This is a genomic window from Anaerostipes sp. CAG:276, assembly GCF_000432215.1.
Taxonomy (GTDB): domain Bacteria; phylum Bacillota; class Clostridia; order Lachnospirales; family Lachnospiraceae; genus Anaerostipes; species Anaerostipes caccae.
The window spans coordinates 117,839-143,301 of the sequence record NZ_FR889195.1; the positions used below are offsets into that span (position 1 = coordinate 117,839).

General features: G+C 45.4%; 26 protein-coding genes. 7 read left to right on the forward strand and 19 right to left on the reverse strand.

Annotated features, from left to right (window positions below; all coding sequences use genetic code 11):
- Positions 1 to 108: 108 nt before the first annotated feature.
- The 3 genes from QVP35_RS10250 to QVP35_RS10260 all read left to right on the forward strand — a co-directional run bounded on the left by QVP35_RS10250 (position 109) and on the right by QVP35_RS10260 (position 4,409).
- A complete protein-coding gene (locus tag QVP35_RS10250) occupies positions 109 to 1,083 on the forward strand; it encodes a phosphotransferase (protein ID WP_006568164.1) in 975 nt (324 codons plus the stop codon).
- Positions 1,084 to 1,137: 54 nt separating this feature from the next.
- The gene (locus tag QVP35_RS10255) at positions 1,138 to 2,862 is read left to right on the forward strand and encodes a phospho-sugar mutase (RefSeq protein ID WP_009290199.1); all 1,725 of its coding nucleotides are present in this window, start codon (positions 1,138 to 1,140) and stop codon (positions 2,860 to 2,862) included.
- A 125-nt stretch (positions 2,863 to 2,987) separates the two neighbouring features.
- Positions 2,988 to 4,409: an IS1096 element passenger TnpR family protein gene (locus QVP35_RS10260; protein ID WP_009290200.1), complete on the forward strand. Its 1,422-nt coding sequence runs from the start codon at positions 2,988 to 2,990 to the stop codon at positions 4,407 to 4,409.
- A gap of 185 nt (positions 4,410 to 4,594) precedes the next feature.
- On the opposite strand, the gene QVP35_RS10265 is transcribed toward QVP35_RS10260, so the two are convergent.
- The 5 genes from QVP35_RS10265 to QVP35_RS10285 all read right to left on the reverse strand — a co-directional run bounded on the left by QVP35_RS10265 (position 4,595) and on the right by QVP35_RS10285 (position 8,865).
- Entirely contained in the window at positions 4,595 to 5,107 is a 513-nt protein-coding gene (locus tag QVP35_RS10265) for a deoxyuridine 5'-triphosphate nucleotidohydrolase (protein ID WP_006568160.1), read from the reverse strand.
- Positions 5,108 to 5,115: 8 nt separating this feature from the next.
- Positions 5,116 to 6,462 (reverse strand): glucose-6-phosphate isomerase, encoded by a 1,347-nt coding sequence (locus tag QVP35_RS10270; RefSeq protein ID WP_006568159.1) that lies wholly within the window; start codon positions 6,460 to 6,462, stop codon positions 5,116 to 5,118.
- Positions 6,463 to 6,534: 72 nt separating this feature from the next.
- The gene (locus QVP35_RS10275; protein ID WP_009290201.1) at positions 6,535 to 7,335 is read right to left on the reverse strand and encodes a delta-lactam-biosynthetic de-N-acetylase; all 801 of its coding nucleotides are present in this window, start codon (positions 7,333 to 7,335) and stop codon (positions 6,535 to 6,537) included.
- Positions 7,336 to 7,382: 47 nt separating this feature from the next.
- Complete coding sequence (locus QVP35_RS10280) at positions 7,383 to 8,084, reverse strand: hypothetical protein (protein ID WP_022261121.1); 702 nt, start codon at positions 8,082 to 8,084, stop codon at positions 7,383 to 7,385.
- Positions 8,085 to 8,148: 64 nt separating this feature from the next.
- Positions 8,149 to 8,865: a 5'-methylthioadenosine/adenosylhomocysteine nucleosidase gene (locus QVP35_RS10285; RefSeq protein WP_009290203.1), complete on the reverse strand. Its 717-nt coding sequence runs from the start codon at positions 8,863 to 8,865 to the stop codon at positions 8,149 to 8,151.
- Positions 8,866 to 9,007: 142 nt separating this feature from the next.
- Here QVP35_RS10285 and QVP35_RS10290 point away from each other — a divergent pair, with 142 nt between their 5' ends.
- Both QVP35_RS10290 and QVP35_RS10295 read left to right on the forward strand, forming a co-directional pair.
- Entirely contained in the window at positions 9,008 to 9,253 is a 246-nt protein-coding gene (locus QVP35_RS10290; RefSeq protein ID WP_009290204.1) for a TIGR03905 family TSCPD domain-containing protein, read from the forward strand.
- 25 nt (positions 9,254 to 9,278) lie between these two features.
- A complete protein-coding gene (locus QVP35_RS10295; protein ID WP_022261122.1) occupies positions 9,279 to 10,346 on the forward strand; it encodes an undecaprenyldiphospho-muramoylpentapeptide beta-N-acetylglucosaminyltransferase in 1,068 nt (355 codons plus the stop codon).
- A 103-nt stretch (positions 10,347 to 10,449) separates the two neighbouring features.
- On the opposite strand, the gene QVP35_RS10300 is transcribed toward QVP35_RS10295, so the two are convergent.
- Positions 10,450 to 11,340 (reverse strand): PHP domain-containing protein, encoded by an 891-nt coding sequence (locus QVP35_RS10300; protein WP_009290207.1) that lies wholly within the window; start codon positions 11,338 to 11,340, stop codon positions 10,450 to 10,452.
- Between the two features lie 127 nt (positions 11,341 to 11,467).
- Between QVP35_RS10300 and QVP35_RS10305 the strand changes: the two genes are divergently transcribed.
- Positions 11,468 to 12,451 (forward strand): AraC family transcriptional regulator, encoded by a 984-nt coding sequence (locus QVP35_RS10305; RefSeq protein ID WP_022261123.1) that lies wholly within the window; start codon positions 11,468 to 11,470, stop codon positions 12,449 to 12,451.
- Between the two features lie 165 nt (positions 12,452 to 12,616).
- Here the strand turns inward: QVP35_RS10305 and QVP35_RS10310 are convergent, their stop codons facing one another.
- From QVP35_RS10310 to QVP35_RS10325, 4 genes are read right to left on the reverse strand one after another with little or no spacing between them, the layout of a single operon-like run.
- On the reverse strand, positions 12,617 to 14,005 hold the full coding sequence (locus QVP35_RS10310; RefSeq protein WP_009290209.1) for an MFS transporter: 1,389 nt from the start codon (positions 14,003 to 14,005) through the stop codon (positions 12,617 to 12,619).
- Positions 14,006 to 14,012: 7 nt separating this feature from the next.
- Positions 14,013 to 14,933 carry a sugar phosphate isomerase/epimerase family protein gene (locus QVP35_RS10315; RefSeq protein ID WP_009290210.1) on the reverse strand — a complete coding sequence of 307 codons (921 nt, stop codon included), beginning with the start codon at positions 14,931 to 14,933 and terminating at the stop codon, positions 14,013 to 14,015.
- Positions 14,934 to 14,945: 12 nt separating this feature from the next.
- On the reverse strand, positions 14,946 to 16,109 hold the full coding sequence (locus QVP35_RS10320) for a Gfo/Idh/MocA family protein (protein WP_022261124.1): 1,164 nt from the start codon (positions 16,107 to 16,109) through the stop codon (positions 14,946 to 14,948).
- A gap of 20 nt (positions 16,110 to 16,129) precedes the next feature.
- A complete protein-coding gene (locus QVP35_RS10325) occupies positions 16,130 to 17,056 on the reverse strand; it encodes a sugar phosphate isomerase/epimerase family protein (RefSeq protein ID WP_009290213.1) in 927 nt (308 codons plus the stop codon).
- A gap of 486 nt (positions 17,057 to 17,542) precedes the next feature.
- On the opposite strand from QVP35_RS10325, the gene QVP35_RS10330 reads away from it, so the two are divergent.
- Positions 17,543 to 18,448: a MerR family transcriptional regulator gene (locus QVP35_RS10330; protein ID WP_009290214.1), complete on the forward strand. Its 906-nt coding sequence runs from the start codon at positions 17,543 to 17,545 to the stop codon at positions 18,446 to 18,448.
- Positions 18,449 to 18,541: 93 nt separating this feature from the next.
- Here QVP35_RS10330 and QVP35_RS10335 read toward each other — a convergent pair whose 3' ends face one another.
- The 9 genes from QVP35_RS10335 to QVP35_RS10375 all read right to left on the reverse strand — a co-directional run bounded on the left by QVP35_RS10335 (position 18,542) and on the right by QVP35_RS10375 (position 25,457).
- Positions 18,542 to 19,420 (reverse strand): helix-turn-helix domain-containing protein, encoded by an 879-nt coding sequence (locus tag QVP35_RS10335; protein WP_009290215.1) that lies wholly within the window; start codon positions 19,418 to 19,420, stop codon positions 18,542 to 18,544.
- A gap of 4 nt (positions 19,421 to 19,424) precedes the next feature.
- On the reverse strand, positions 19,425 to 19,970 hold the full coding sequence (locus QVP35_RS10340; RefSeq protein WP_022261126.1) for a 5-formyltetrahydrofolate cyclo-ligase: 546 nt from the start codon (positions 19,968 to 19,970) through the stop codon (positions 19,425 to 19,427).
- 103 nt (positions 19,971 to 20,073) lie between these two features.
- Positions 20,074 to 20,397, reverse strand: coding sequence for a hypothetical protein (locus QVP35_RS10345; protein ID WP_022261127.1), 324 nt, complete (start codon positions 20,395 to 20,397; stop codon positions 20,074 to 20,076).
- A gap of 17 nt (positions 20,398 to 20,414) precedes the next feature.
- A complete protein-coding gene (locus QVP35_RS10350) occupies positions 20,415 to 21,191 on the reverse strand; it encodes an HAD-IIA family hydrolase (RefSeq protein ID WP_009290218.1) in 777 nt (258 codons plus the stop codon).
- A 6-nt stretch (positions 21,192 to 21,197) separates the two neighbouring features.
- On the reverse strand, positions 21,198 to 21,893 hold the full coding sequence (locus tag QVP35_RS10355; protein WP_009290219.1) for an L-ribulose-5-phosphate 4-epimerase: 696 nt from the start codon (positions 21,891 to 21,893) through the stop codon (positions 21,198 to 21,200).
- Positions 21,894 to 21,906: 13 nt separating this feature from the next.
- Positions 21,907 to 23,199 (reverse strand): sn-glycerol-1-phosphate dehydrogenase, encoded by a 1,293-nt coding sequence (locus QVP35_RS10360; protein ID WP_009290220.1) that lies wholly within the window; start codon positions 23,197 to 23,199, stop codon positions 21,907 to 21,909.
- 3 nt (positions 23,200 to 23,202) lie between these two features.
- Positions 23,203 to 24,630, reverse strand: coding sequence for a PTS galactitol transporter subunit IIC (locus tag QVP35_RS10365; RefSeq protein ID WP_006568142.1), 1,428 nt, complete (start codon positions 24,628 to 24,630; stop codon positions 23,203 to 23,205).
- A 27-nt stretch (positions 24,631 to 24,657) separates the two neighbouring features.
- Positions 24,658 to 24,960: a PTS sugar transporter subunit IIB gene (locus QVP35_RS10370; RefSeq protein ID WP_009290221.1), complete on the reverse strand. Its 303-nt coding sequence runs from the start codon at positions 24,958 to 24,960 to the stop codon at positions 24,658 to 24,660.
- Positions 24,961 to 24,986: 26 nt separating this feature from the next.
- Positions 24,987 to 25,457 (reverse strand): PTS sugar transporter subunit IIA, encoded by a 471-nt coding sequence (locus tag QVP35_RS10375; RefSeq protein ID WP_009290222.1) that lies wholly within the window; start codon positions 25,455 to 25,457, stop codon positions 24,987 to 24,989.
- Positions 25,458 to 25,463 lie beyond the last annotated feature (6 nt).

Genomic DNA, 25,463 nt, shown 5'->3' on the forward strand with positions numbered 1-25,463 from the left:
TTTAGATTAGTACCAGTATACTTCATTTTTTTCCGAATTACAAGACGATATCATATCCGGCACCCCGGACACATACAATTAGAGGTAGAACTTTGAGGAGGGCATATTGTGAACGACAAATACAAAATACTTTTAGATCAATATGATCTGCATGTTGATTATTTAAAAAGAGGCCGCGGCGAGATCATCTGCGGCACTGATCAGGGGTTATTTGCCCTGTCTGCTACGAAACTGTCCGAAGAACGTCTGGCTGTCGAGCATCAGTGGAAAGAAGAATTGATTGACCAGGGATTTACAAAAATTGACCAATATATCGAAAACAAAGAACATGAATTTATTTCTTATGATAAATACTATGAGCCTTTTGTTATGAGAAGGACTTTCAATGGTACAGAATGCAATATCCACTCTCCTTCCGATCTGTCTTCCGCCTGCAGGAATCTTGCCTCTTTCCACCGCGCGTCAGGCAGAATTCCCTACCGTGCGGACTACGGAACGCCTCATTTCTCCCTGACAAAAAGCTATCATCAGCGGAGACGGGAGCTCAAAAGTATTTGGAAATATATCGGGAGCAGAAAAAACAAAGGAGACTTCGAGTATCTTTTTTTGCAGGAAATTCAGCCATTTTGGAAACAGCTTGAGGATTCCAGCGCAAAAATGGAAGAACTTACAGGGTTAAGGGAAGGATGGTGCCACGGTTCCTACAACCATCACAATGTATTGATGGGACCCCATGGGACTGCTACACTTCACTTTGAACATTTTTATTATGGCTATCCTCTGACCGATCTGTATTATTTTATCCGAAAGGCTCTGGAAAAAAATGAGTATCAGTTCAGTATCTGTGAGACTATGCTGAAAGGCTACAGTAAGGTTCAGCGCCTCACAATGAATGATTATTCTTTTTTGTATGTGCTTTTTTTATACCCGGAAAAGCTTTGGAAAATCTCAAATCAGTACATGAATCATAAAAAACACTGGGTATCTCCAAGATATCTCAATAAGCTTCAGGATATTGTTGATTTAAAAGAAAAAAGAGAGAAATTTCTTTTACAATATCACAACTTTTATAATGTTTTTTAGGCCCAGATAAGTTATAATAAAACATAAGGAAAAACGTAAAGGAGGAGCACTACTATGAACTATCAGGAAACATATCAGGAATGGCTTAACAATCCATATTTTGATGAAGCTACAAAAGAGGAACTTAAGAACATTCAGGATGATGACAATGAGATCAAAGAGCGGTTTTACTCTGACCTGGCTTTTGGAACAGCAGGCCTTCGCGGGATCATCGGTGCCGGCATCAACCGTATGAATATCTATGTAGTCCGCAAGGCGACTCAGGGACTCGCAGACTACATTCTGGAACAGGGCACGGACAAAAAGCGCGTTGCCATTGCTTTTGATTCCCGGCATATGTCTCCGGAATTTGCTGACGAAGCAGCGCTGTGCCTGGCAGCAAACGGCATCAAAGCATATATTTTTGAATCACTCCGTCCGACCCCGGAATTGTCCTTTGCAGTCCGCTACTATAACTGCATTGCTGGAATTAACATTACTGCCAGCCACAATCCTCCGGAATATAACGGCTATAAAGTATACTGGGAGGACGGTGCGCAGTTTACGCCGCCTCACGACAAAGGGGTAACCGCCAAGGTCAACGCCGTCACAGATATTTCCAAGGTTAAGACCATGTCCAGGGAGGATGCAGTCAGTGCCGGATTATATGAGGTAATCGGCTCAGAAGTCGACGATGCATACATCGCCGAAGTAGAAAAGCAAGTACATAATCAGGATGCGATTAACCAGATGGCATCCAAATTAAAAATTGTTTATACTCCTCTGCACGGAACAGGAAATCTCCCTGTCCGCCGCGTATTAAAAGATTTAGGATTCCAGAATGTCTATGTAGTGCCGGAGCAGGAACTTCCCGACGGGGCTTTTCCAACCGTAAGCTATCCAAATCCGGAATCCAAAGAGGCATTTGAACTTGGCCTGAAGCTTGCCAGAGAAAAGGATGCCGACCTTGTATTGGCAACAGATCCTGATGCCGACCGTCTCGGAGTCTATGTGAAAGATTCAAAGACCGGAGACTATATCGCTCTGACCGGCAACATGTCCGGTTCTCTTCTGTGTGAATATGTCCTAAGCCAGAAGAAAGCCATGAACGGATCACTTCCGGATGACGGAGCCGTTGTAAAATCGATTGTCACAACCAATCTGGTAGACGCAGTGGCTGAGGGCTACGGCGTAAACCTGATCGAAGTGCTCACAGGATTCAAATTCATCGGACAGCAGATGCTGAATTTTGAAAATACAGGCAAAGGAACTTACCTGTTCGGTCTGGAAGAAAGCTACGGCTGCCTGATCGGAACTTATGCAAGGGATAAGGATGCGGTATCCGCAACCGTGGCACTCTGTGAAGCTGCTGCATATTATATGACTCAGGGCAAGACCTTGTGGGATGCAATGACCGACATGTATGAGAAGTACGGCTATTATCTGGATAAAGTGAAAGCCCTTGAATTCGCAGGACTGGACGGAGCTGAAAAGATCCAGAACATGCTCAAGTCTCTGAGAGAGAACCCGCCGAAAGAAATCGGAGGGCTCAAGGTATTAAAATCCCGCGATTACCAGAACGACACGATCACGGATCTTACCACCGGTGAGACAGTGCCAACCGGACTTCCAGCTTCTAATGTACTCTATTACGAATTAGAAAACAACGCATGGCTTTGCGTGCGTCCTTCCGGAACCGAGCCTAAGATCAAGTTCTACTATGGGGTGAAAGGTTCCTCCATGGAGGATGCAGAAGCTATCGGTGCCAAGATCGAGACCTGGGTAGGACAGTTTTCATAATCATGAATCTATGACAGAAAAGACGGATCAGGAGGATTCCTGCTCCGTCTTTTTTCTGCCCTGTTTATGTGATAAAATGAATGTAATAAAACTTCGGCACAAGCATTACAGACAGGAGGTTGATTATGGGCGGATATCAGATAAAAGTCATCATAAAAAACAGCAGGCCACCGATGTGGAGACGTATATTCATTCCTGACTGTATATCATTTTCCGGTCTCCACGAAATTATACAGGCCGCATTCCAAAAATCCGGGCGGTGTCTGTTTCGTTTTGAAATCCCTGTGCACCATCAAAGAATCTTTGATAATTCTCTGCTGATCGATTCTTACATGAAGGATAAACAATTTATTGATTACACATATATTTTAAAGGGAAAGACAGAGTTTCGGATAGAGACAGAAAAATTAATCCCCGCTTACCAAAACCGTTTTCCGGAAATCATAAAATATAAAGGTGATTTCCGTGCAGATACCCGTTTGGAAGATCTCAATCTCTCTATGAAGGAAAACCTCTGCTTCTTGGAGGACGGAACAATGGAGCCTTCAGAAATCCTCAGAAAAAAAACAGAAGACGTCCCGCCCTCTTTTTCTTCCGATTCCCTCAGGGATGTTTATCTTCAGTATACAAAAGACGATCTTCTGGAGATTGCCCATATCCATCAGCTGGACCACTGTTCACAGATGGAAAAGCCTGATCTGGCCTCATATCTTTCTAAATATATCATAAAACCTGACGCTATGGGCAGCTTTTTTCTGACCCTTACGGATCTTGAGATCCGGGCATTTGAAGCTGCGCTGGATGGATACTTCCCCATTGATGACGAAGATATCTTTGATGCCTTTCTGGATGGAGGCTACTGTGCCGTTGATGAGGATGACGAAATTTATATTCCGCCGGATGTATCTGCATCCTACTCCGCCATGAATACTGAGAATTTCAGGAAACGCAGGGAGCTGACATGGAAACAGATTCAGTACTGTTATTACTGTGTCCGTATTTTCGGAGCCGCGCCGCTTGAGCATATTGCAGAACTGTACAACGAGTATGAGCAGGTACAGATCACGCCCAGGGACCTGATCAACCTTTATTTTCTGCCAAGCCCTCATGCCTTCAGTTTCGGATATCATAATAAAATGTTTGTAGACTCTATGCTTCTTGAAGATCCCAGCCTCCTTGAGGATATTTCTTCGATCCGGAAGGACTATGCCTATTATCATCCATCCCGTGAAGAAATTTTTCAGGGAACCTTTGATAACGGTCAGGCATCTCTGAAATTTACTTCTTATCTGGTTGATGTGCTGGGATTTAAAGTGACAGAAGCTGTGGATCTCACAAATCGGATCTCTTATATTATGAAGGTTGGAGCTGATCCGGAACAGATCTTTGAGATGCTTCAAAAAGGCGATGTAGCCTTCGCAGATCAGGAACAGGCAGACAACTTTGCGGGGAGGATGATGGATCTTTATGCGGACACCCGCCTGTTCATAGCTTCCGGTCATACCCCTGCAGAACTGGAACAGATGGAACATCAGGAAGATTCCTGAAGTTATTCACCTTTTTTTCATTACAGATGTTTCTATACTAGAAGGTATTATGGAAGTTATATAACTTTTCTCCTGAATATCATATCATTGGCCACTAACTCTCAAAAACGTGATATTTACATATTCAGGCATATACTTTCTGTCAAAAAAAGACCCTGCCCTTTAAAGGCAAGGTCTTTTTTCTGTTATTTGGTTGTGCTGCCGAATCCGCCGTTGCGGACTTCTTTTGCATCATCGTCTATGGTCACACCATATTCCATAAAAATACCCTGTACGATCCCTGTTCCTGCTTCTACTCTCACAATTTTTCCTTCATTGGAATCATTGGTGAGCTTGACAAAAATATGTCCCTCGTTGTCTGAATAAAAGTAATCACTGTCGATGATCCCCACCGTATTGTTCATCTGAAGGCGGAACTTAAACCCAAGGCCGCTGCGCGGAAACAGATTCAGTACCCAGCTTTCTTCCATATACACACGAATGCCTGTCGGTATCTTGATCGTCTCACCCGGTTTGAGTTCAAAATCAACCGGACTGTAAAAGTCGTATCCGGCGGAACCTCTGGTGGCCCTCTTTGGAAGCTCAATACTGTCAAAAATCTGTCTCACTTCATCCTCGGAGGTACCCTCAAAGGTATCCTGCCAGCTTTCTAAAAACTGTCCAAAACTTACTTTATGGAACTGTGCAATCTTTTTCATTTGTTCTCCTATAATCTCTTTAATAAGTCTTCTCTTCTGTCTTCAAATCCAGGTTTTCCAAGCAGGGCAAACATATTTTTCTTATATGCTTCCACTCCAGGCTGATCAAATGGATTTACGCAGTTTAAGTAACCGCTCATACCGCACGCAGACTCAAATGTGTAGAACAGCTGCGCAAGATGGTATGCATCCATCTTAGGAATATCAAATCTTAAGTTCGGAACGCCTCCGTCCACATGAGCTAAGATGGTTCCCTTCATAGCGTTTTGGTTTACGAAGTTCATGGTCTTGCCTGCCAGATAATTTAATCCGTCCAGATCGTTTTCTTCTGCTTCGAGCACAATGTCTAATTCCGGTTCTTCCACGTTCAGCACGGTCTCAAAGTGATTGGAAGATCCGTCCTGGATGAACTGGCCTAAAGAATGCAGGTCTGTGGAGAAGTCAACAGATGCAGGGAAGATGCCTTTTCCGTCTTTTCCTTCGCTTTCTCCGTATAACTGTTTCCACCACTCAGAGATAAAGTGAAGGTTCGGCTCGTAGTTTGCGAGGATCTCCATGCCCTTTCCTCTGCGCATGAGAATGTTTCGGATGGCAGCATAGAGCATCGCCGGATTTTCATTAAACGGTGCGTTTAAGAACATCTCTCTTCCGTCTTGGAATCCCTTTACAAACTCATCAATGTCAATTCCCGCAGCTGCGATCGGAAGGAGTCCTACGGCTGTCAGGACTGTAAAGCGTCCCCCTACATCATCCGGCACAACGAAAGTCTCGTATCCCTCGTCTGTGGCAAGTGTCTTCAATGCTCCCCTTGCCTTGTCTGTAGTGGCGTAGATGCGCTTGTTTGCTTCTTCTTTTCCGTATTTGTCTTTAAGAAGCTTTTTGAAGATACGGAATGCAATGCCGGGTTCTGTCGTCGTACCTGATTTAGAGATGACATTGACAGAGAAATCTCTGTCTCCGATCACATCGATCAGCTGTTTAACATATGTACCGCTAATATTATGTCCGGCAAAGTATACTTCCGGAGCTTTTCTCACTTCTTTGTCCAGCTTATTGTTAAAGTTGTTGGACAGCCCTTCGATCACGGCTCTGGAACCTAGGTAGGATCCTCCAATACCAATGACAACCAATACATCGGAATCACTCTTAATCTTTTCTGCAGCTTTTTTGATTCTCGCAAACTCTTCTTTATCATAATCCACAGGAAGGTCGATCCATCCTAAGAAGTCATTTCCCGGGCCTTTTCTTGACAGCAAATACTCTTTCGCATCCGCAACCTGCTTCTCGATCATGTCGATCTCATGGTCTCTGATAAAATCTTTTGCGTTGCTGTAATCAAACTTAATTTTTCCCATGTCTTTCTCCTTTACTGTTGTCTCTCTTGGTTAAATGCGTTATCTATATTTTAACAAATAACGCCCTTCTGTTCAATAGTCCGGGAGCTTTTTCAGCGACCGGAATTCAAATCCTTTTGCCTTCATATTCCTGATAACGGTCTCCAGCGCTTCGGCGTTAGACTGGGATACATTGTGCATCAGCGGAATGGCTCCATTATGGTAATTTTCTTCAAAATGCTGAACTACATAGTCCTTGCCCGGCTGGCTGTTCACATTAAAATCCACATATGCCATACTCCAGAAAATTGTCTTATATCCGAGCTTCTTTGTCAGCGCTAATGTATGTTCGCTGTATTCCCCCATAGGCGGGCGCATAAACATATCCATATCATAACCGGTTGTTTTTTTGCAGTATTCCGCACAGTCGATGAGTTCCTGCTTATTGTCCCTGTCTGAAACCGTTGGCATGCTCTTGTGATGGACCGTATGATTTCCCACCACATGCCCCTCTTTCTTCATTCTCTTTACTAACTCCGGATCTTCCCGGATAAAAGGCTTCGTCACAAAAAATGCCGCCGGAACTTTCTCTTTCTTTAATACATCCAAAATTTTGGGCGTAAAACCATTCTCATATCCGCAGTCAAAGGTCAGATACATCACTTTCTTATTTTTCGCCTTCGTATCCACAGAGTATGCGTCATATTTGGACAGATCCACATTCTGTGAAAATTCCGGCTGCTGATGTTCTTTATTTCGTTTCAGCCACCATCCTTCTTTTGTATTGCTTCCCTGGCTGATCACCTTCGTAGTCTCCACCTGCGCCTCTTCCTTTTGGCAGCCGGCAAGACCAAGCATGCAAATGATACAGAATAATAATAAAACTTTCCTCATAGTTTGATTTCCTGCTTTTTTATTATTCTATTATGTATACATTAGATTTATAATCCATTTATAAAATCTTTCACCGCCTGCATTTCTTCATCGGTCAGTTCAAATTCTCTGGATGCGGCCGCTTCCTGCCAGTGTCTTTCTATTTTTTTTGCTTCTTTCTTTTCTTCCTTTACCTGCTCCTTTTCTTTCTGCTTCTCCTTCTGCTTTGCCTGTTCTTCTTTTTCCTGTTTTTTCACAGATTTGAGATAGCGGTTTGGAAGAATATTTTCAAGAAAATGGATCAGATTGGCTCTGACCAGCTGTTTTTTTCCGTCAAAGGTGACCAGCCTGTCCACAAACACAAGAAACAGTCCGGCCGACAGGCTTAAAAACAGACTCTCTGCCACAACACTTAAATCGGCTCCTTCTATGCATCCCCGTACTGTTCCAAGACAACCCAGGAAAAAACTCAAAACGGCACACAATCCGGTGATCTGTTCCATGATCTCGGAAGACACTCCTGCTATTTTGTGATTTTTCATATACTTGTCCACAACACAGGGAATGTTGTTCAGGTTGGCCTCCAGCTGATAGTAACTTTCGAACTTTTTTTTCAGCACTCCCATCCACTGTTTCTTATTTCCGTCCATCTCATAAGAATCTCTTAAAAGCCTGCGGTAATTCCTCCAGACAATAAGTTTTGACAGGACACCTGCGGCCATAACTGCAATCAGTCCCGGTAAAAAAAATGCGTTTTTTAATACATCCATGATATTTCTCCTTCTTCCTTTATGATTCTTATATTATAAAATCACAAAGAGGGGAATACACGGATTATTGCCTTACAAAGTTTGACGCTTCTTTGTCTAAAATACCGTGAATCAGTCTAATTATATGCTTTATTGCAGCTTCCTCAAATTCGCTGTAATTTACTGTTGCTGTGTCGTCGCACTTGTCGGAGATGGCTCTTAAAATCACAAAGGGTACGTCATTTAAGTATGCTGTCTGGGCCATGGCCGCCCCTTCCATCTCCGCACAATACCCGCCAAAATTCTCGATCAGCCAGTGTTTCTTTTGGTCGCTGGAGATAAACTGGTCGCCGCTTAAAACCCGCCCGGTAAAGCATTGGATATCCGGATTGGCCTTTTTGCAGGCTTCCTCCGCCTCTTTTATCAGTGCGGCATCCGCCTGGAACACAGAACACTCCATACGCGGGATTTCCCCCAGCTGATAACCAAAGCCCACGGCATCCATATCGTGCTGTACGGCATCGCTGGAGATCACAATATCCCCAATCTCAATATCCTTATACAGGCCGCCTGCGACCCCGGTATTGATCAGTTTTTCCACACCAAAGCTGTCGATCAGTATCTGCGCGCAAACAGCCATGTTTACTTTTCCAATGCCGCTCATAACGACAACCGTATCATTTCCCCAGAGCCTTCCCTCATAAAAATCCATGGAGGCTTTTGTCTTCTTTTTTACATTCTCCATAGAAGAGATCAGGGATTCCACCTCTTCCTGCATTGCCCCGATAATTCCTATTCTCATAAATCATTCTCCTTTTTACTGTCATTATTTCCGTCTGATAAAAATTATAACACAGCTTCCCCATCTATGTATTCTCCGATTTTTATGATATAATACGGATTACCCATATGGTATTCAATAAAAACATCAGGAGGTAACTACGATGGTTTACAAGACAAAAGGCGTCTGCAGCAGCGCTATTGAATTTGAAATAGAAGACGATATAATAAAAGACATACAGTTCCGGGGAGGCTGCCAGGGAAATACCACAGGCGTGGCAGCCCTTGTAAAAGGAATGTCAGTAGACGAGGTGATCGAACGGCTTTCAGGCATCCAATGCGGTTTCCGCGGTACCTCATGTCCTGACCAGCTTTCGAAAGCTTTAAAGGAATATAAAGAGACTCATTGACATCTGTTTAATTGATGGAGGTATTATGAAACGAATCGTATTGACCGGAGGGGGTACTGCCGGACATGTCACTCCGAATATGGCATTGGTACCTGCACTGGAGAAAGAGGGATATCAAATCAGCTATATAGGCTCCAAAGAGGGGATGGAAAAGAAGCTGATCGAAGACATTGGTCTTCCCTACTACGGTATTTCCTCCGGTAAACTCAGAAGATATTTTGATGTGAAGAACTTTACGGATCCCTTTCGGGTCATGAAGGGTTATTTTGACGCTAAAAAAACATTAAAACAGTTGAATCCCAATGTGGTGTTTTCCAAAGGCGGATTTGTCACCGTACCTGTGGTCATGGCGGCTAAGCATCTGCGGATCCCTGTCATCATCCATGAATCTGACATGACACCGGGTCTTGCAAATAAATTAAGCATTCCAAGTGCCAATAAGGTTTGCTGCAATTTTCCGGAAACCGTAAAACATCTCCCAGAAGGGAAAGCTATACTTACTGGTTCACCGATCAGAGAAGAATTGTTTACCGGTTCTAAGGAAAAAGGCCTTAAGCTTTGCGACTTTATATCTTCAAAACCTGTTCTGCTGATCATCGGCGGAAGCCTTGGTTCCGTAGCGATAAACAATGCGGTCAGGGAAAATATTGATGAGCTGTTGGAGGATTTTCAGATCATCCATATCTGCGGGAAGAATCACCTGGAATCTATGCTTGCAGGCAAAAGCGGTTACCGCCAATTTGAGTATGTGAAAAAGGAACTGAAGCATCTCTTTGCCTGTGCAGACGTTATCATCTCCAGGGCAGGGGCCAACGCCATCTGTGAGCTCCTGGCCCTCAGGAAGCCAAATATCCTGATTCCGCTGGGATTAAACGCCAGCCGGGGAGACCAGATCTTAAACGCCCAGTCATTCCAGCGGCAAGGCTACAGCTATGTACTGAACGAGGAGGATGTCACCTCTAAGTCCCTGCTGAACGCAGTGCACGAGGTTTATAACAACCGGGCAAGCTATGTGAATGCCATGAATCAGAGCGAACTTTCCGATCCCATCAGGACCATCGTTAAGCTGGCCAACGAGCTCGCAAGAAAATAGACGGATCAACCAAGTATTCCATGCAAGAAAATAGTCAGGCCCTTTAAAATGAGATGAAGGGCTTGACTATTTTTATTCGTAATTATTTTACCTGTTGAACTGTTTACTTCACGATGCTCTCAAGCTGGGGCAGGATTTCATCTTCCGGATGGCTGGAGCCGTGCTGTCCGATACAAATAGACGGCTTAGTCTTCCCGTGGTAATCACTTCCGCAGGTCACGAACAGTTCATACTTTCCGGCCTCATGGCTGAAAAACATAGCATCCTCCGGTGAGTGATAGCTGCTGAAGGCTTCCACCCCATCAATGCCGGAAACGGCGATCTCTTTCCAGAGTTCCATATGGTCCTTTAAGTTCACTCCCGGATGCGCCAGCACTGCCTTTCCCCCGCTTTCATGGATCTCAGTGATCACCTCTTCCATAGAAGGGAACTTTATGCCCACATGACAGGGTTTTCCCTGGGAGTAATAATCCCAGTAAAAATTCACGTAGGGATTGCTGCTTCTGTCTCCTCCCGGACGGTAAGGCAGGAGCAGCTCATGTTCCTTATATTCTGGTTTATTTAATAGAACTTCTGCAAACATCTCCCCTGTCCAACGGTTTTTCCAAAACATAGTTTCCGTCAAGGCTTCCATGTCTTTCTCAGACACATCAAATCCTAATTTTCTCGTCTCCTCAAGCATCTTAACCGATGCTTCACTGCTCTGCTCTGATATATTGTCCTCGATCTTTTGAAAAGCCGCGTCCCTTTCATCGATTCCATAACCAAGAACATGCAGGTTAACCCCTTGAAAGGTACAGTCAATCTCTACCCCTGAGATAAAATGAATCCCCTCTTTCTGGGCTGCCTTTCTTCCTTTTTCCACGGCCCGGACACAGTTATGGTCCGCAATGGCCATATACCGGATGCCCTCCTCTTTGCATTTTTGCACTAATTCTTCCGGCTGAAACTCCCCGTCATCGCTGTAATAAGAATGCATATGTAAATCTATCATAAAAACCCATACCTCCCGAATATCTGTACACCAGTCACCTTAATATATAAATACCGTCTTTTGCCGATTGAAACAATACTAATTTGGACCTATAATATAAGAAAAGCGACAAAAAGGAGGACTCTCTATGCCTCTTCAGGATTGTACAATCTATACTGACCAGGACAGACGGGAAGTGCGGCCCCACGGAACCATCGAATTCCCGTGTGCCGGCTATGACTCTGTCTATTCTGTTGACAGCGTCAGCAGGATCCCATGGCACTGGCATGAAGAATTGGAAGTCATTTATCTGTACTCCGGGACTTTAGAGATAAGGGTTCCCGGCAGATCCCTGCGCATGAATGCAGGAGACAGCCTGATGATCAACTCCAATATCCTCCATGAGGCGGAAACCTCCGGCACCTGCCGGCTTCAGTCTCTTGTATTCCATCCGGATTTTATATGCGGCTCTGAAAGCTCTGTTTTCTATATAAAATATATCCAGCCGCTCATCAGCTCCTGTGCCATAGACTGCCTTCAATTTTCTCCTGTAGGCGACACCGTGCCGGAACCCACGCAGTGCTTCTTAAAGGCTTTTCAGGCCTTTTCTGAAGGTTTATGGGGCCATGAATTCACAGTCAGGGAACATCTCTCCCGCCTTTGTTTTCTTCTGTATCGAAGCCATGAATCTGTGATCTCAGAAACCACGGCAAGGCAGGACCAGGATTCCTGCCGCATCAAAACAATGATTCATATGATTGAGGAGCGGTTTGCGGAACCGTTAAAGCTGTATGACATCGCAAAATCCGCCAATATCGGAGAGAGGGAATGTTTACGGTGCTTCCGCCGGACACTGGGGATCCCGCCCATGCAGTATCTGATCCGCTACCGTCTGTCTAAAGGAGCCCTTCTGCTCACCAAGACCAGCCAGAGCATCTCGGAAATCTCCATAAGATGTGGTTTTGACAGCCCCAGCAACTTCTCTCGGATGTTTAAGAGGACTTACCAGTGCTCGCCCCGTGAATACCGGAACCGTAATAAAGAACAAAGTAGGCAAGCCCACCTCATCTCCCCAACCCCTCACTCTTTGAGGGGATTGACAACTTTGAGCACCAAATGCGATTTGACGTAGTCAAATGATTTCCTTACGCATTTTGTGTGCATCCTGGCGGAGCGTTTTTGATGTCATAGTAGGTTCCGTAGGAATTCCCTATGACATCAAAAAGGCCTGCTGTCCTGTTATAATAAAAAATTTAGGGAAGGCGCCTTTGGATGAGGTTCCCTCCCTGCTGTTCATTTATAGCTGACCCTGAAGTTCCCGTTCTGTCAGTTCCTCCATGATCGTTTCATATTTTTTGTCCAGTTTGTACAGGACCAGTGTTATGATGACTACGACCCATACAATAATCGGTCCCGTTTTATAAATGTTCATAATCATATCAATGGCCGACTGGGGCTGGGTGACTGCTCCTGCCGCAGAGCTCAGATAGCCTGCCAGTGAGAGAAGTCCCGTCATGATGGCTGAGGCCAGGCCGGAACCGATCTTTGTTCCCACCGACCCGCCGGCAAATATCAGGCTCTCCTGGCGGATATGATGCTTCCACTGTCCGAATTCCACCACATCCCCCAGCATGCCAAAGACAATGGCATTTAACGGCGATAATCCGATACCCCTGATGATACAGCACAAAAGCATCCATTGAAAACTGTAGGGATTTGCAAAGAACACAAGCTGTCCGGCCAGCGCTAACACCGCTCCTGCAAGCGCCATATTCCTCTTCCCGAAGTGTTTCAGCAGGATAGGGCATACGATACACGTGGATGCTACGATGGTCAGCGTCTCCGTCAGATACAGTGTACTGTACATCCATGTGTCGTTGTGGAATATGTACTTGCAGTAATACGGCAGGATGGTTCCCGTCACACCGTAAATCACATTCTGCATCATCCAGAGGACCAATACAGCCCAGAAATACTGGTTGGTCACTAAAAGCTTTAATGCTTTGAGCGCAGGTATTTTTTCCTGCTTCTCACGGGCTTCGATCTTTACGGTCTCCTGGCAGTTGGCAAAACAGATGACCAGAAGGACCATGGCGATCACAGCCCATATGCCCATGACGATCACCCAGGAGGACTGTGTATCCCCGAACAGCTTTACAAACGGCATGGTGCAGGTAACCGCCAGGATACGCCCGAACGGTGACATCCCCATTCTCACGATACTGAGCATGCTCCGCTCCTCAGAACTTCTGGACATCATAGTGGAGAGGCTTCCGTAGGGCAGATTGATGGCCGTATAGCAGATGGTTGTACAGAAATTATACGTCACAAACATATACAGAAACTGTAGAAAATTCGTCGTGTGGGGCACTGTGAATAACAGCACGGCTGAGACGGCATACGGTGCGGCCATCCACAGGATCCACGGCCTTGATTTCCCCCATTTGGAGTTGGTTCGTTCCACAATAAATCCCATGATCACGTCAGAGAATCCGTCAAATACTCTGGAGAGCAGCATGACCATTCCGACTGTTGCGGCAGAGACTCCCACGTAATCTGTGTAAAACAGCGTCAGCACCGTGCTGATCATCCCAAAAACCACATTGCAAGCCGTATCTCCGCATCCATAAGAGAATCTTGTTTTCCATGATAATTTTTCTAATATCGATCCTTGCTTCTTTTCCATTCTCACTCTACCCTTTCAGCAGTTCCCGTTCAATGCGTTCTCTTGCCTCCGGCGCCTGCTTCTCCATCTTTTCCGGGAATCCGAACATGGATACACATGCGATGTTGTCTCCTCCGGCTTTCGGCGCATCTTCCCTTAACTGGCTGTTTGCGAAGTTCATGTCTCTTAACGTCTCAAAGATCCCGTCAAAGTCCACGTCTCCCTCTCCCATGGCTAAATGCTGGTGGATGGTCACATCCGCTTTTCCTCTTCCGTTTAACCACGGCGGATTGGCGATATAGCGGCAGTCCATGGTCTGGTTAAATGTATCCGCAAACAGTACGTGGGTCAGTTCTTCCCCTGCGTACTGTAACATGGAGCGTACATCCCCTTTGCCCTCGTCATAAAAGAATCCGTGTGGGGAAGAATACACATACCCAAGGTTCGGGGAACGGAAGGATTTTACCAGGTCACAGGTCTCGTTGTTCAGCTCGCAGAAGTCATACGGATGGGACTGGATCTCCAACCGGAGTCCCTCCCGCTCAATGATTGGCAGAAGTTCTTCCATAGAACGGAACCACATGCCGTTGCAGATCTCCTGCTGGTTGGGATCCCCAGACAGCTCCGTGTTGATTACCGGCACGCCCATATCCACGGCGATCTCGATCATCCGTTTCCAGTTGGCTACTGCCATCTGTCTCTGCTCCTCTGTAGGTCCGGACCAGCGGTACACCACGATAAAGGAGGAGATCTCCACTCCGGTTTCCCGGAGTGCTTTCCTGTATTCTGCCTCACATTCCCTGGAGAACAGCGGGTGTTTATAGAATGGATTGATCCTTGGATGCGGAGACTGTTCGATGTATTTATAACCCCAGTCTGCCACCTGATGCACCATCCGATTGATATCCATCTGCTTTGCCAGCACATCCACGTCAAATGCTATTTTCATCTCATCAGCTCCTTACTTATAATCTACCCACTGTGCGCCCTGATCTGCGGATTGTACACAGTTTTCTACCCAGCGCACGCCCTCTGCCCCTGCGTGTACATTGGGATACCAGAACTCCACGTTCTCTCCTCTGTCACATGCATCCATGGCCTGCGCAAAGCGGCTGTATAAGTTACTCCATGCCTCAAACAAACCTTCCGGATGCCCTGCCCCAATACGGTCTTCCTCCAGGGCAGAAGGTGCCAGATATCCCATGCCTCTTTCCAGAACACGTACAGGTTCATTCTGCACTTCATAGGTCAGCTGGTTCGGATGCTCATCCCACCACTCGATAGATGCCTTTTCACCGATGACACGAATCTTCTGCCCATGCATGGAACCGCAGTTTACACAACATGACCAAACGTATCCCACGGCACCATTGTCATATTCCATGATGGTCATGGCGTTGTCCTCCAGAGGTTTTCTGGACTCGACGAAGGACTGTCTGCTGCACATCAGCCGTTTGATCTTCATATCCGGAAGCATGACTTCAGATAAGTACAGCGGATGGGTTCCCACATCACCCAGCACATAGGACGGTCCTGCAACCTTTGGATCCACCCGCCATTTTGTGGAGGCTGTATTTTTTTCGACTGCCACGTTGTGGAATCCATGTGAGAACTGCATATTGACAATACGAATCTTTCCCAGCATTCCTTCGGCGATCAGCTGTCGTGCCTCCTCGATGACCTGATGTCCCGCATAACCGTAAGTAACACCTACAATTTTATTTTGTTTTGCGGCCAGTGCCTCTAATTCCTCCGCCTCTTCGGTTGTAAAACAGAGAGGTTTTTCACATACAACATGAAGCCCGGCAAGCAAGGCTGCCTTTGTAATCTCAAAGTGTGTTCCGTTGGGAGTTGCAATGGAGACCCCCTGGATCCCGTCCTGGCGCTTAGCTTCCTTTGCAAACATAGTCTTATAATCTGGATAACATCTGTCCTCATCCACATGAAGCTGCTTACCAAACTCTCTGCCCCTCTCCGGGTCAATGTCAAAAGCACCTGCAACCAGGTCAAAATTAAAATCTCTCATTGCGGCGGACCGGTGGATATAGCCAATCTGGCTTCCCTTTCCTCCCCCTACCATAGCCCAGCGGATCGGTTTTTCAATTTTCTTTTCTCCGTAATACATAGTTTTGCTCCTTTTCTGAATTAGATTTCATATCCTACACTTTTTAAATATATAACACTGGCCTTCACGTCCCGGAGGCTTGTGTCTGAATTTCTTGGATCACGTTCCTGTTCTACGGTGATATATCCGCTGTACTGGATATCCTCCAAGGTCTGCTTGATCTCAGGGTAGTCCAGTGCACCTTTTCCTATGGGACACATGGCTCCTTTACCACAGCCCTCAAAAAAGCGGATATGTTCTCCCAGAACTTCCCGGTATACCTTTTCATCCACATCTTTAAAGTGGACATAATCCAGGCGGTCCGCATATTTTTTCAGCCATTCTGCCGGATCCATACCGGAGTAATAAAGATGCCCTGTATCCAGGCAGAGACCTGCCAGCTCATAAGGAATGTCCCTTACCACCGCTTCGATCTCATCTGCGAACTCAATATAACCTCCGGCATGAGGATGAATGACCGCCCGCACACCGTATTCTTTCGCCTTTTCACAGATTCCCCTGATGTGGCCCATCATCGCTGCCCATTTTACTTCTGAAAGCCTCGGCGCTTTGTCAGGATGTCCGGCCGCATAATCTCTCTCATCATGACCCCAGTCCATGATAGTCATATATGGCGTAGCAAAATGCTGGCCCTCATGTACCGGAAGCGGCGGAAGCTTTGTGACCAGAGAACAGATCTCTTCTGTCTGTCTCAATACGTTTTCATAGTTTTCTTCACTTAGCAGATCGTCGAAGATCGTCCCTGCCACAATGGCTAATCCATTCTTTTTTAACTCCTCAGAAACTGTCTCCACATCAATCGGGAGATATCCATAAGGTCCAAGCTCAATGGCCCGGTAGCCCGCCTGACCCGCCTCCTTTAGCACCCTCTGCCACGGCGGCAGATAAGGGTTCTTTACATCATCCACGCCCCAGCAACAAGGAGCTCCGCAGATATTCATACTCATGTTAAAACCTCCTGTTTTGTTTGTTCATCATCGCTTTCTGTAATTATTATTTTAGAGAAAACAAAGGTCCTCCGCCTTTACTATTTTGTTCGCTGTGAGATTAAAAACAGGGCAATTTCAAAGAAATATATTAGAAATGAGAACAAGGACTCCACTATCTTGTATAAGACACATATAAGATACTCATAAATTACTCATGTAATAACTTTAAAAAGATAGAACAAAGTGGGCAAGCCCACCTCAGCTCCCCATCCCCTCATTCATGAGGGGCTTGGCAACTTTGAGCGCCAAATGCAATTTGACAAAGTCAAATAATTTCCTTACGCATTTGTGTGCATCCCCGCGGAGCGTTTTTGATTTCTTAGGAAAAGCTTTCACGCATTAGCGTGACAAGGTCTTTCCTAAGAAATCAAAAACCATTGACCCTCACATAACGTGATAATGTAAGATAGAATCAAAGATACACAGCAGATTGGAGATGATGTCTTGAGAACCATAAAAGAAGTTGCAGTACTTTCAGGCGTCAGCGTGCGGACCTTACAGTATTATGACGAAATCGGATTATTAAAACCTGCAAAGGTCACCGGCGCCGGTTATAGACTATACGATGAAGAATCCATAAACACTCTACAGCAGATATTACTTTTTAAGGAGTTGGAATTTCCTCTGAAGGATATTAAAAGGATCATGGAAAATCCCAATTTTAATAAAAAGGAGGCTTTGAGCAGGCAAAAAACACTGCTAAAGGCAAAACGGGACAGGCTGAACAGACTGCTAGACCTGATCGGCAGGCTGGAACAAGGAGAAACCTATATGAGTTTTAAAGAATTTGATTTAAGTGAATATATCCAGGCACTGGAGAAGTTTAAAAAAGAGAATACAGAGGAGATTATGAAATACTGGGGAAGCACCGCAGCCTTTGATGAATTTATAAAAGTGGCAAGGGATCATGAGTCCAGCATCGCTCAAACGGCGGTGGAATATTACGGCAGTGTTGAAAAATACACGGATGCCATGAAAGAGAGCCTAAGCCATTTCTCTGAGAATATGGAGAATATGGAGAAGATGCAGAAGATCAAAGAAAAAGGGTGTGTAGAAAAGAATAAAGACTTGATAGAGCAGCTGACAAGTAACGTTTCAAGGGATGTCAAATCTGACGAGATACAGAATATCATCGGCCAGATGTTGAATCTGCTGGATGAAGAAGACCAGCCTACAATGGATCTGGGCGAGAACTACTATGATAAGCTGATTGACGGATATCCCTACAATCCAAAGCTGATCGAGGCTATGGATCAGCAGTACTGTAAAGGAGTTTCAAAGTTTATAGGGGAAGCATTACAATATTATCTCAAGAAAAAACCATGTAACTCTAAGTTTAGAATTATTTGATTGCTATCTGTCCTACTACCTTTTTAAAATTAGAATCTATCAGAAGTATTCTAAAATTATGCCCTCTTGTATGTATTCCTGCTCTTTTCACTCTCATGACTGATCCCTCCTGCCCCTCAGCTTTTCCAGATACATGTTCCGGTACCGGATCGGCGTCATACCAACGGTCTTTGTAAACAGTGTACTGAAGTAATTGGTATTATCGTATCCCACCATAGTGGCAATCTGGGTCGCCGTGAAATCGGTAGAGATCAGCATTGTCTGGGCAAGGCCGATCCGCCTGCGGATAATATAATTGATGGGAGTCATACCCGTGGCTTTTTTCAGGCCGTGGGAGACATAAGTGGCAGAGCAGTGCATGTCCTCAGCGATCTTATCCAGATTTAATTCCTCTGTAAAGTGTTCATTCAAATAATCCAGGATCCTTGAGATAAACTCTTCCTCCTTCGTCTCCGCGGCCATAGCCTGCGGAAATGTATCCAGCTGGCTGGCAATGACCACCATGGAGGCGCAGAAAAGCTGCGATGCCAGCTGGCCTACCGGATTCAGCTCTTCCATCATGTAAATCTGGTCACACATCGTCTTTAAAAACGAAAACAGGGATCCTGTATGGCAGATATAGGGCCCGCCCTCTGGCACCATCTGGTTTTTCTTAAGTCCCTTTAAGCGAAGGTTTGTAATACCGATACAATAATGGCCGATGTTGGTCTTCTCAGCCGTTGCGATCTCATGAAGGTCTCCCTGGTTATAATAAGCCACACAGCCTTCTTCTATGGGATAAATACTGGTGCCCACCTGATAGGTTCCGGTCCCCTTATATACAAGCAAAAGTTCACAGATAGATTCATGGCTGTGCAGCGGACGACTTATTTTCTCCGGGGTGCTCTCCTGTCTGGATATGTATACCATGGCTGGCAGCTGTCCGTCCTCAAAAACTTCTTTTAAATTCTGGTTAATATCAAATCGAATCAAAGTTTCACCCCTTCTCCGTGACCACAAGGTCCATTGGCACATCATAGCTGTCTGTAGGAATCTCCTCCCACAGAAGCTCTTTTCTGCATAAAACCACCTTCAAAAATTCTGTATCGCTTAGATACCGGTCATAATACCCGGCTCCATGTCCGAGACGTTTTCCACAGAAGTCTGCGCTGATACAAGGAATAATCCCCAGGTCAATCTCTCGTTTCTCCACAATGGGAGTATTTCTTTTTGGCTCCATGAGTCCGTAGATGCCGTGTTCTAACTGGTCCATACAGGTGATCTGCCTTACTTCCATGATTCCGGGAGCTGTGCACAAGGGCACTCCCACCCGTTTTCCCTGTCGGAAGCATTCTGTTAAAATCAATTCTGTGGATACTTCCTTTCCCACGGATATGTAACAGAAAACAGTCTCCGCCCTCTTAAATTCCGGCAGCATAAGGATCTGTTTCTGAATCTCTTCTTCCGAATCCCGAAGATATCTTGTGGATAACTTCTCTGTTTTTTGTTTGATCTGTTGACGGATATACTGTTTTTTTTTCATTATCCTCCACACCTCTGTCTGACCTTTCTTTACCAAAAAGGATAGCATATGAAAACAAAGTGGACAAGTCCATCATCTTTCTATCCAGCCATACAGACCGGTACTAAAACATATTTGAGATCACCTCACCTGCGATCTCACAGATTAAATCCGCTTCCTCTCTCATCTGTATAAACGGCTCAGTGATACAGGAAATCGCAACAGTAAGCTTTACTTTGTTCTTCATTGTATCCTCTAAAAGTCCAGTAGACATTAACCTTTCAGACAGGGTGTTCGTTACGATCAATGGAAGCGGCAGTTTATGTTCGTCTTCATGCAGATATGGAAAAGTCTTTTCCAGACGTTCAAAATCAAAATCCTCCAGGAACTTTTTCACAAACATCTTTGGGTTTAATAGAAAAACACATTGGATCTCCGTACATAACATCCAATGTGTTTTTCTTTTTACAGTTCTCTCGTTATCTCACTTAAATCTTTCACAATGACATCTGGTTTTACATCACCATTCTCCACATCTTTCAGGGTACTCTCACCGCTTAACACAAGAATGGAGGTCACTTCGCTTTGATCGGCCACGGCAATGTCTGTATACAGCCGGTCGCCTACAATGGCGATCTCATCCGGGCGGTATCCCGTCTCCTGAATCATATAATTTAATGTATGCTCTGAAGGTTTTCCGAAAAACTCCGGGTACCGTCCGGTGGAAGCCTCCACAAGCCTTGCCATGGAACCGCAGTCCGGGATAAACGTACCTCTCTCCATGGGACAGTTTAAATCGGGATTGATTCCGTAATAGATGCAGCTGTTCCGGATAGAATGGCAGGCCCTGGACAGCTTTTCATAGGTCAGAGTCGTGTCAAATCCCAGAACAACAATATCTGGATCTTTTTCCACAAGAGGTATCCCAAAGCTTCTGAATTCGTTTAGCAGAGAAGGTGTTCCCACGACATAAACACTTTTTCCAGGATGCTTCTCCAAAAGAAACCGTATCATCACATGGCTGGAGATCATCATCTGCTCTTTGGTGATAGAAATGCCCATATTGGAAAGCTTTTCAATATAGGCTTGCTGGCTCTTGGAAGAGTTATTTGTGAAGAAGTAAAATTTTCTGCCCGTCTCCTCCACTCTGGAAAGAAAGTCCTTCGTAAACGGAAACAGTTCATTTCCAAGATAAATCGTTCCGTCCATATCCAGGACAAAAGCTTTGATATTTTCTAACATAGCCCCTCACTTTCCGGCGTTTCCGTAGTAGGCATTGGGGCCGTGTTTCCGGAAAAAATGCTTATCCTGAATGGTCTTGGGCGCCTCACCCACTTCTGTCTTCAGCTGTTCTGTCCTGGCAGCCATTTTTGCCACCTCTTCCATCACGACAGCATTGTGTACTGCCTCCTCTGCATCCTTTCCCCAGGCAAACGGTCCGTGGTTTGTGCAGAGAACTCCCGGAACATAGGCTGGATTCATTCCCTGAAATGTCTCGACAATGACAAGCCCTGTATTTTTCTCATATTCCGTTTCAATCTCTTCCGGTCTCAGACTTCTGGCACACGGGATCTCCCCGTAAAAATAATCTGCGTGAGTGGTCCCATAACATGGAACCGGCCTTCCCGCCTGGGCCCAGGAAGTTGCCCAGGCAGAATGTGTGTGTACAATACCGCCGATCTGTCCGAATGCCTTATATAGTTCCAGATGGGTCGGGGTATCGGAGGAAGGATGATAATCCCCTTCCACCTTATTTCCGTCAAGATCCATAACCACCATATCGGAAGGTCTGAGTTCCTCGTAGGCGATTCCGCTCGGCTTGATAACAAACATTCCCTTTCTGCGGTCGATTCCGCTTACATTTCCCCAAGTATATGTGACGAGCCCTTTTGCCGGGAGCTCCATATTTGCCTCATACACCTGCTCTTTTAATTCTTCCAGCATATCTTCCTTCCCCCTAACCGTTGATCACTTCTTCATAAAAACTATAAAACTTGAGCAGTCTCATGAAGGTAATTCTTGCTCTCACATAAGGAGATAATCTTGCAGTTTTTTCCTGAAAGCTTTCATCAAAGCCAAGATCCTCAAGGGTTCTGACCCCATTCACTTCTTTGAGCATATCGGTAAGCTCTCCGGCTGAAGGGATCTCATCGATCACCGCCGCGATCTCATCTTTCCTTTCCAAAAGCTTCTGTGAGTCAACTTCTTCCAGCAGGTTCGGTGTGTTTTCTTCTATGATAGACTCATACATTCCAAGCTTAGTAAAATTCACTCTGATCAGTTCTTCTTCTACAGGCATAGATTCTTTCACTGTAAATGCTTCACCGCGCATTTTCTCTGCCGCTTTGTGGTAGATTTTTGAAGCCAGGATCAGCCCTACGCCAACCTTTTCCCCGTGGTAAAAGTCAATGTAATCATTCAGCACTTCCATTTCCCACAAATGGGACATATGATGCTCCGCCCCGGATGCGGGTCTTGAGTTGCCGGTCATCTGCATGGCAAGACCGGAAAGCAGGAGTCCATACATCAGCTCTTCATAAGCCTTCGCATCGCCGGCTGCCAGTCCCGGAAGACTGGCCTTCAGCGCATCCAGTGCCTGATACTCCATCTCACAGATTTCTTCACAAATATATTCTCCCGTCAGGATATGTGTGATCTTCCAGTCTGCAAGAGCCGTATATTTCCCGAGCAAATCTGCAGCACCGGAAGCCGTCAGCCGCATCGGTGCCCTACTGAAAATATCCGTGTCCGCAATGACAACGATCGGCGATACGGCAGTAAAGCTCTTTTTAAATCCGTGCCATGTCATAGCTGCTACTGTGGATACAAAACCGTCCACACTGGCCGCCGTCGGTACGGAGAAGAAAGGAATTTTTTTCTCGTAGGCGTGATACCTTGAGATGTCATGGATGGTCCCGGACCCAACAGCGATCATCAGATCCAGCTCGCCCATCTGGTCAAGATACTTTTGTGCCGCCTCCACGCCATGTTCATTGGCATGGAGGTTTTCCGGATCAAGGACTGCCTTTTTCAGACCCGGCACAAGGCGTTCCACCGTCTTTCCCGCTGCCTCATAAGTATTTTCATCACAGATCATTACAATATTTTGAAAATTCTTATATGCGTCCCTTGCAAGGATCTCGGGAAGTCTGCTGACTGCCCCGCTTTCTATAATTATATCGTCCACAATGATTTCATGTTTTCTGCCGCAGCTGCACGGCTTTAAAAATTTATTCACATCTACCTTCATACTTTACACCCCTGCTTCTTCCGCTGATTCATTTTTTTCCGCCTGACGGTCTAAGTAAGCTACGATCTCCTTGTTTTTCAGTTTAAAGACTGCAAACATGACTGCGTAGACAATCACTGCAATCGCGATGAAGACAGGATTTCCGGAAAGGAATGCAAGGAATACGAACCCAAGCATTGGTTTTCCGAGAATATTAAAGCTCGTAATCATGGCTGCTCCCGCCGGGATCGCAAACCCCGCGGAGATTGCCACCTGCGTAAACAGCGGAGCTGTATAAGTACACATGAGAAGCCCTAAGCTGAACCAGATTGTTCCGGCTACAAGAATCTTTGACATATTTCCTTTATAGACCGCTACCAGGCCCTGTACCATATATGGGATAGCCAGAAGATCTACTACCGGCAGCACCTGATTGCCCGGGAGGATCGTAGAAACCACGATCATAATAGGGATCAGCAGAAGTCCGCTTGTAAGAGTAGCAGGTTCTCCATAGCCGACCGCATCGTTGACGGCAATATACCATTCCCTGTCACCTGCTTTGCCCATGAATTTTCTTGCGGCCTCCGTGATCGGCGCAAACGCCTGGGCAAACATACTTGCTATTTTAGGAAAGATCGCCATGACCGCACTGGTAGCTATCGCAGCTTCTAAAATATCACCCCATCCGGCGATGGTTCCAAGTTTATTGATGCTTCCCAGTATCCCGATAAACATTCCGAGGAAAAATCCAAGAGTCATGGGCTCCCCGAGAAATCCGATTTTCTTTTCTATCGATTTTGGATTCAGTTTTAATTTGTTGAATCCAAGCTTATTTAAGATCGGATCAAACAAAATTGCAAAAATCGCGGGTTCTACATTGTGCATGGCAATAATGGTACAGTTGGGATAGTTATAGTATTTAGACCACCTCTTTGCAACCAGCTCTGATATGAGCAGACTGTACAGATTCAAAAGAATCATACATGCGATTCCCAAAATAAAATTGTGGGTCTTGAAAATAACCATGGCGCCCCAGACAATATAGGAATAGTTATTCCAGAGATCCGACGGCTGAAAAATATTCGTCCACTTTACAAGAAACAGGATCGTCTGTAAAAGAATCCCCAGACCCAGATAGATCATTCCCGCGCTGGTAGCAAAGGCAACGACGGAGGTCGCCTGCCATCCCACGTCAAACGTATTTAAATTTACCCCTGTGACGCCTGCCATGACCTGGGACATATTCTTGACCATCGGTGTGATGATCGGTGTAAACGCTCCGAGAATCAGAGTAAATCCCATCAGGGATACTCCTGCATAAAGCGCGGATAAAAATGCTTTCTGTACTTTGACTTTAAAAATCAATGCTATAATGAAAATAATAAATGGTACGATGATTGCCGATCCGAAGTTGTCGATGATTGCTTTCAGTGTTGCAAGAATTGCTTCCATATGTATTTCCTCCGTTTTACTCTCTCTTTATTTTCCGACAGACCTCAGTGCTTCCACAATCTGATTAAAAAATTCATCTTCTCCCATACCTGTAATGCACGCAAAAGCATTAACCATCGGAATGCCGTAATCCCCGTCCGGGAGCGGGCTGGTATGTGCAAGAACATCAAATCTCCCTGACTGGGCAAGATTTAATGCCTCTGTCGGTCTGGCTTCCGTAGTGGAGACAGAATATCCCCGTTCTCCTAATTTTTCCTTCAATTTTGCCGCTACCATAGATGATGTTACGGTTCCAGACCCGCAAACGGATAAAATATTGACTGCTGACATAATAAATCTCCTTTCATTTTTCCTGTTCAGGAAAGTGACTGTTCTTTTTCTTTTATAATGCGGATGACGTCCTGTTTTTTCGTACACTCCGTCAATTGTTTCAGTGTGTTTGAATCCTGCAGCACCTGCAGAATCCTTTGTAAAAATACCAGATGTTCTTCCGGATCGTCCACGGCGAGCATAAATACCAGTCTTGCCATGACCACTTCATCTGTTGTCCCCATCTGATAAAACTTCACAGGTTTTTTTAAGATTCCGATGGCTACCGCGCCTTTGTACACATGGCTTTTATCTGTATGCGGAATGGCGATTCCTACTCCTCCCATGTTGACCCCTGTAGGAAAATCCTTTTCCCTTGTCTTTAAGGCGTCAATATAGGAATCCCTGCAGTAACCTTCCTCTATCAGTGTCTTTCCCAGACGTTCAAAGACTTCCCCGGAGCTTTCGGCATCGAGATCCGTAAGCACCAGTTCCTCTTTTAAATCTTCCCAAATCATGCTGCA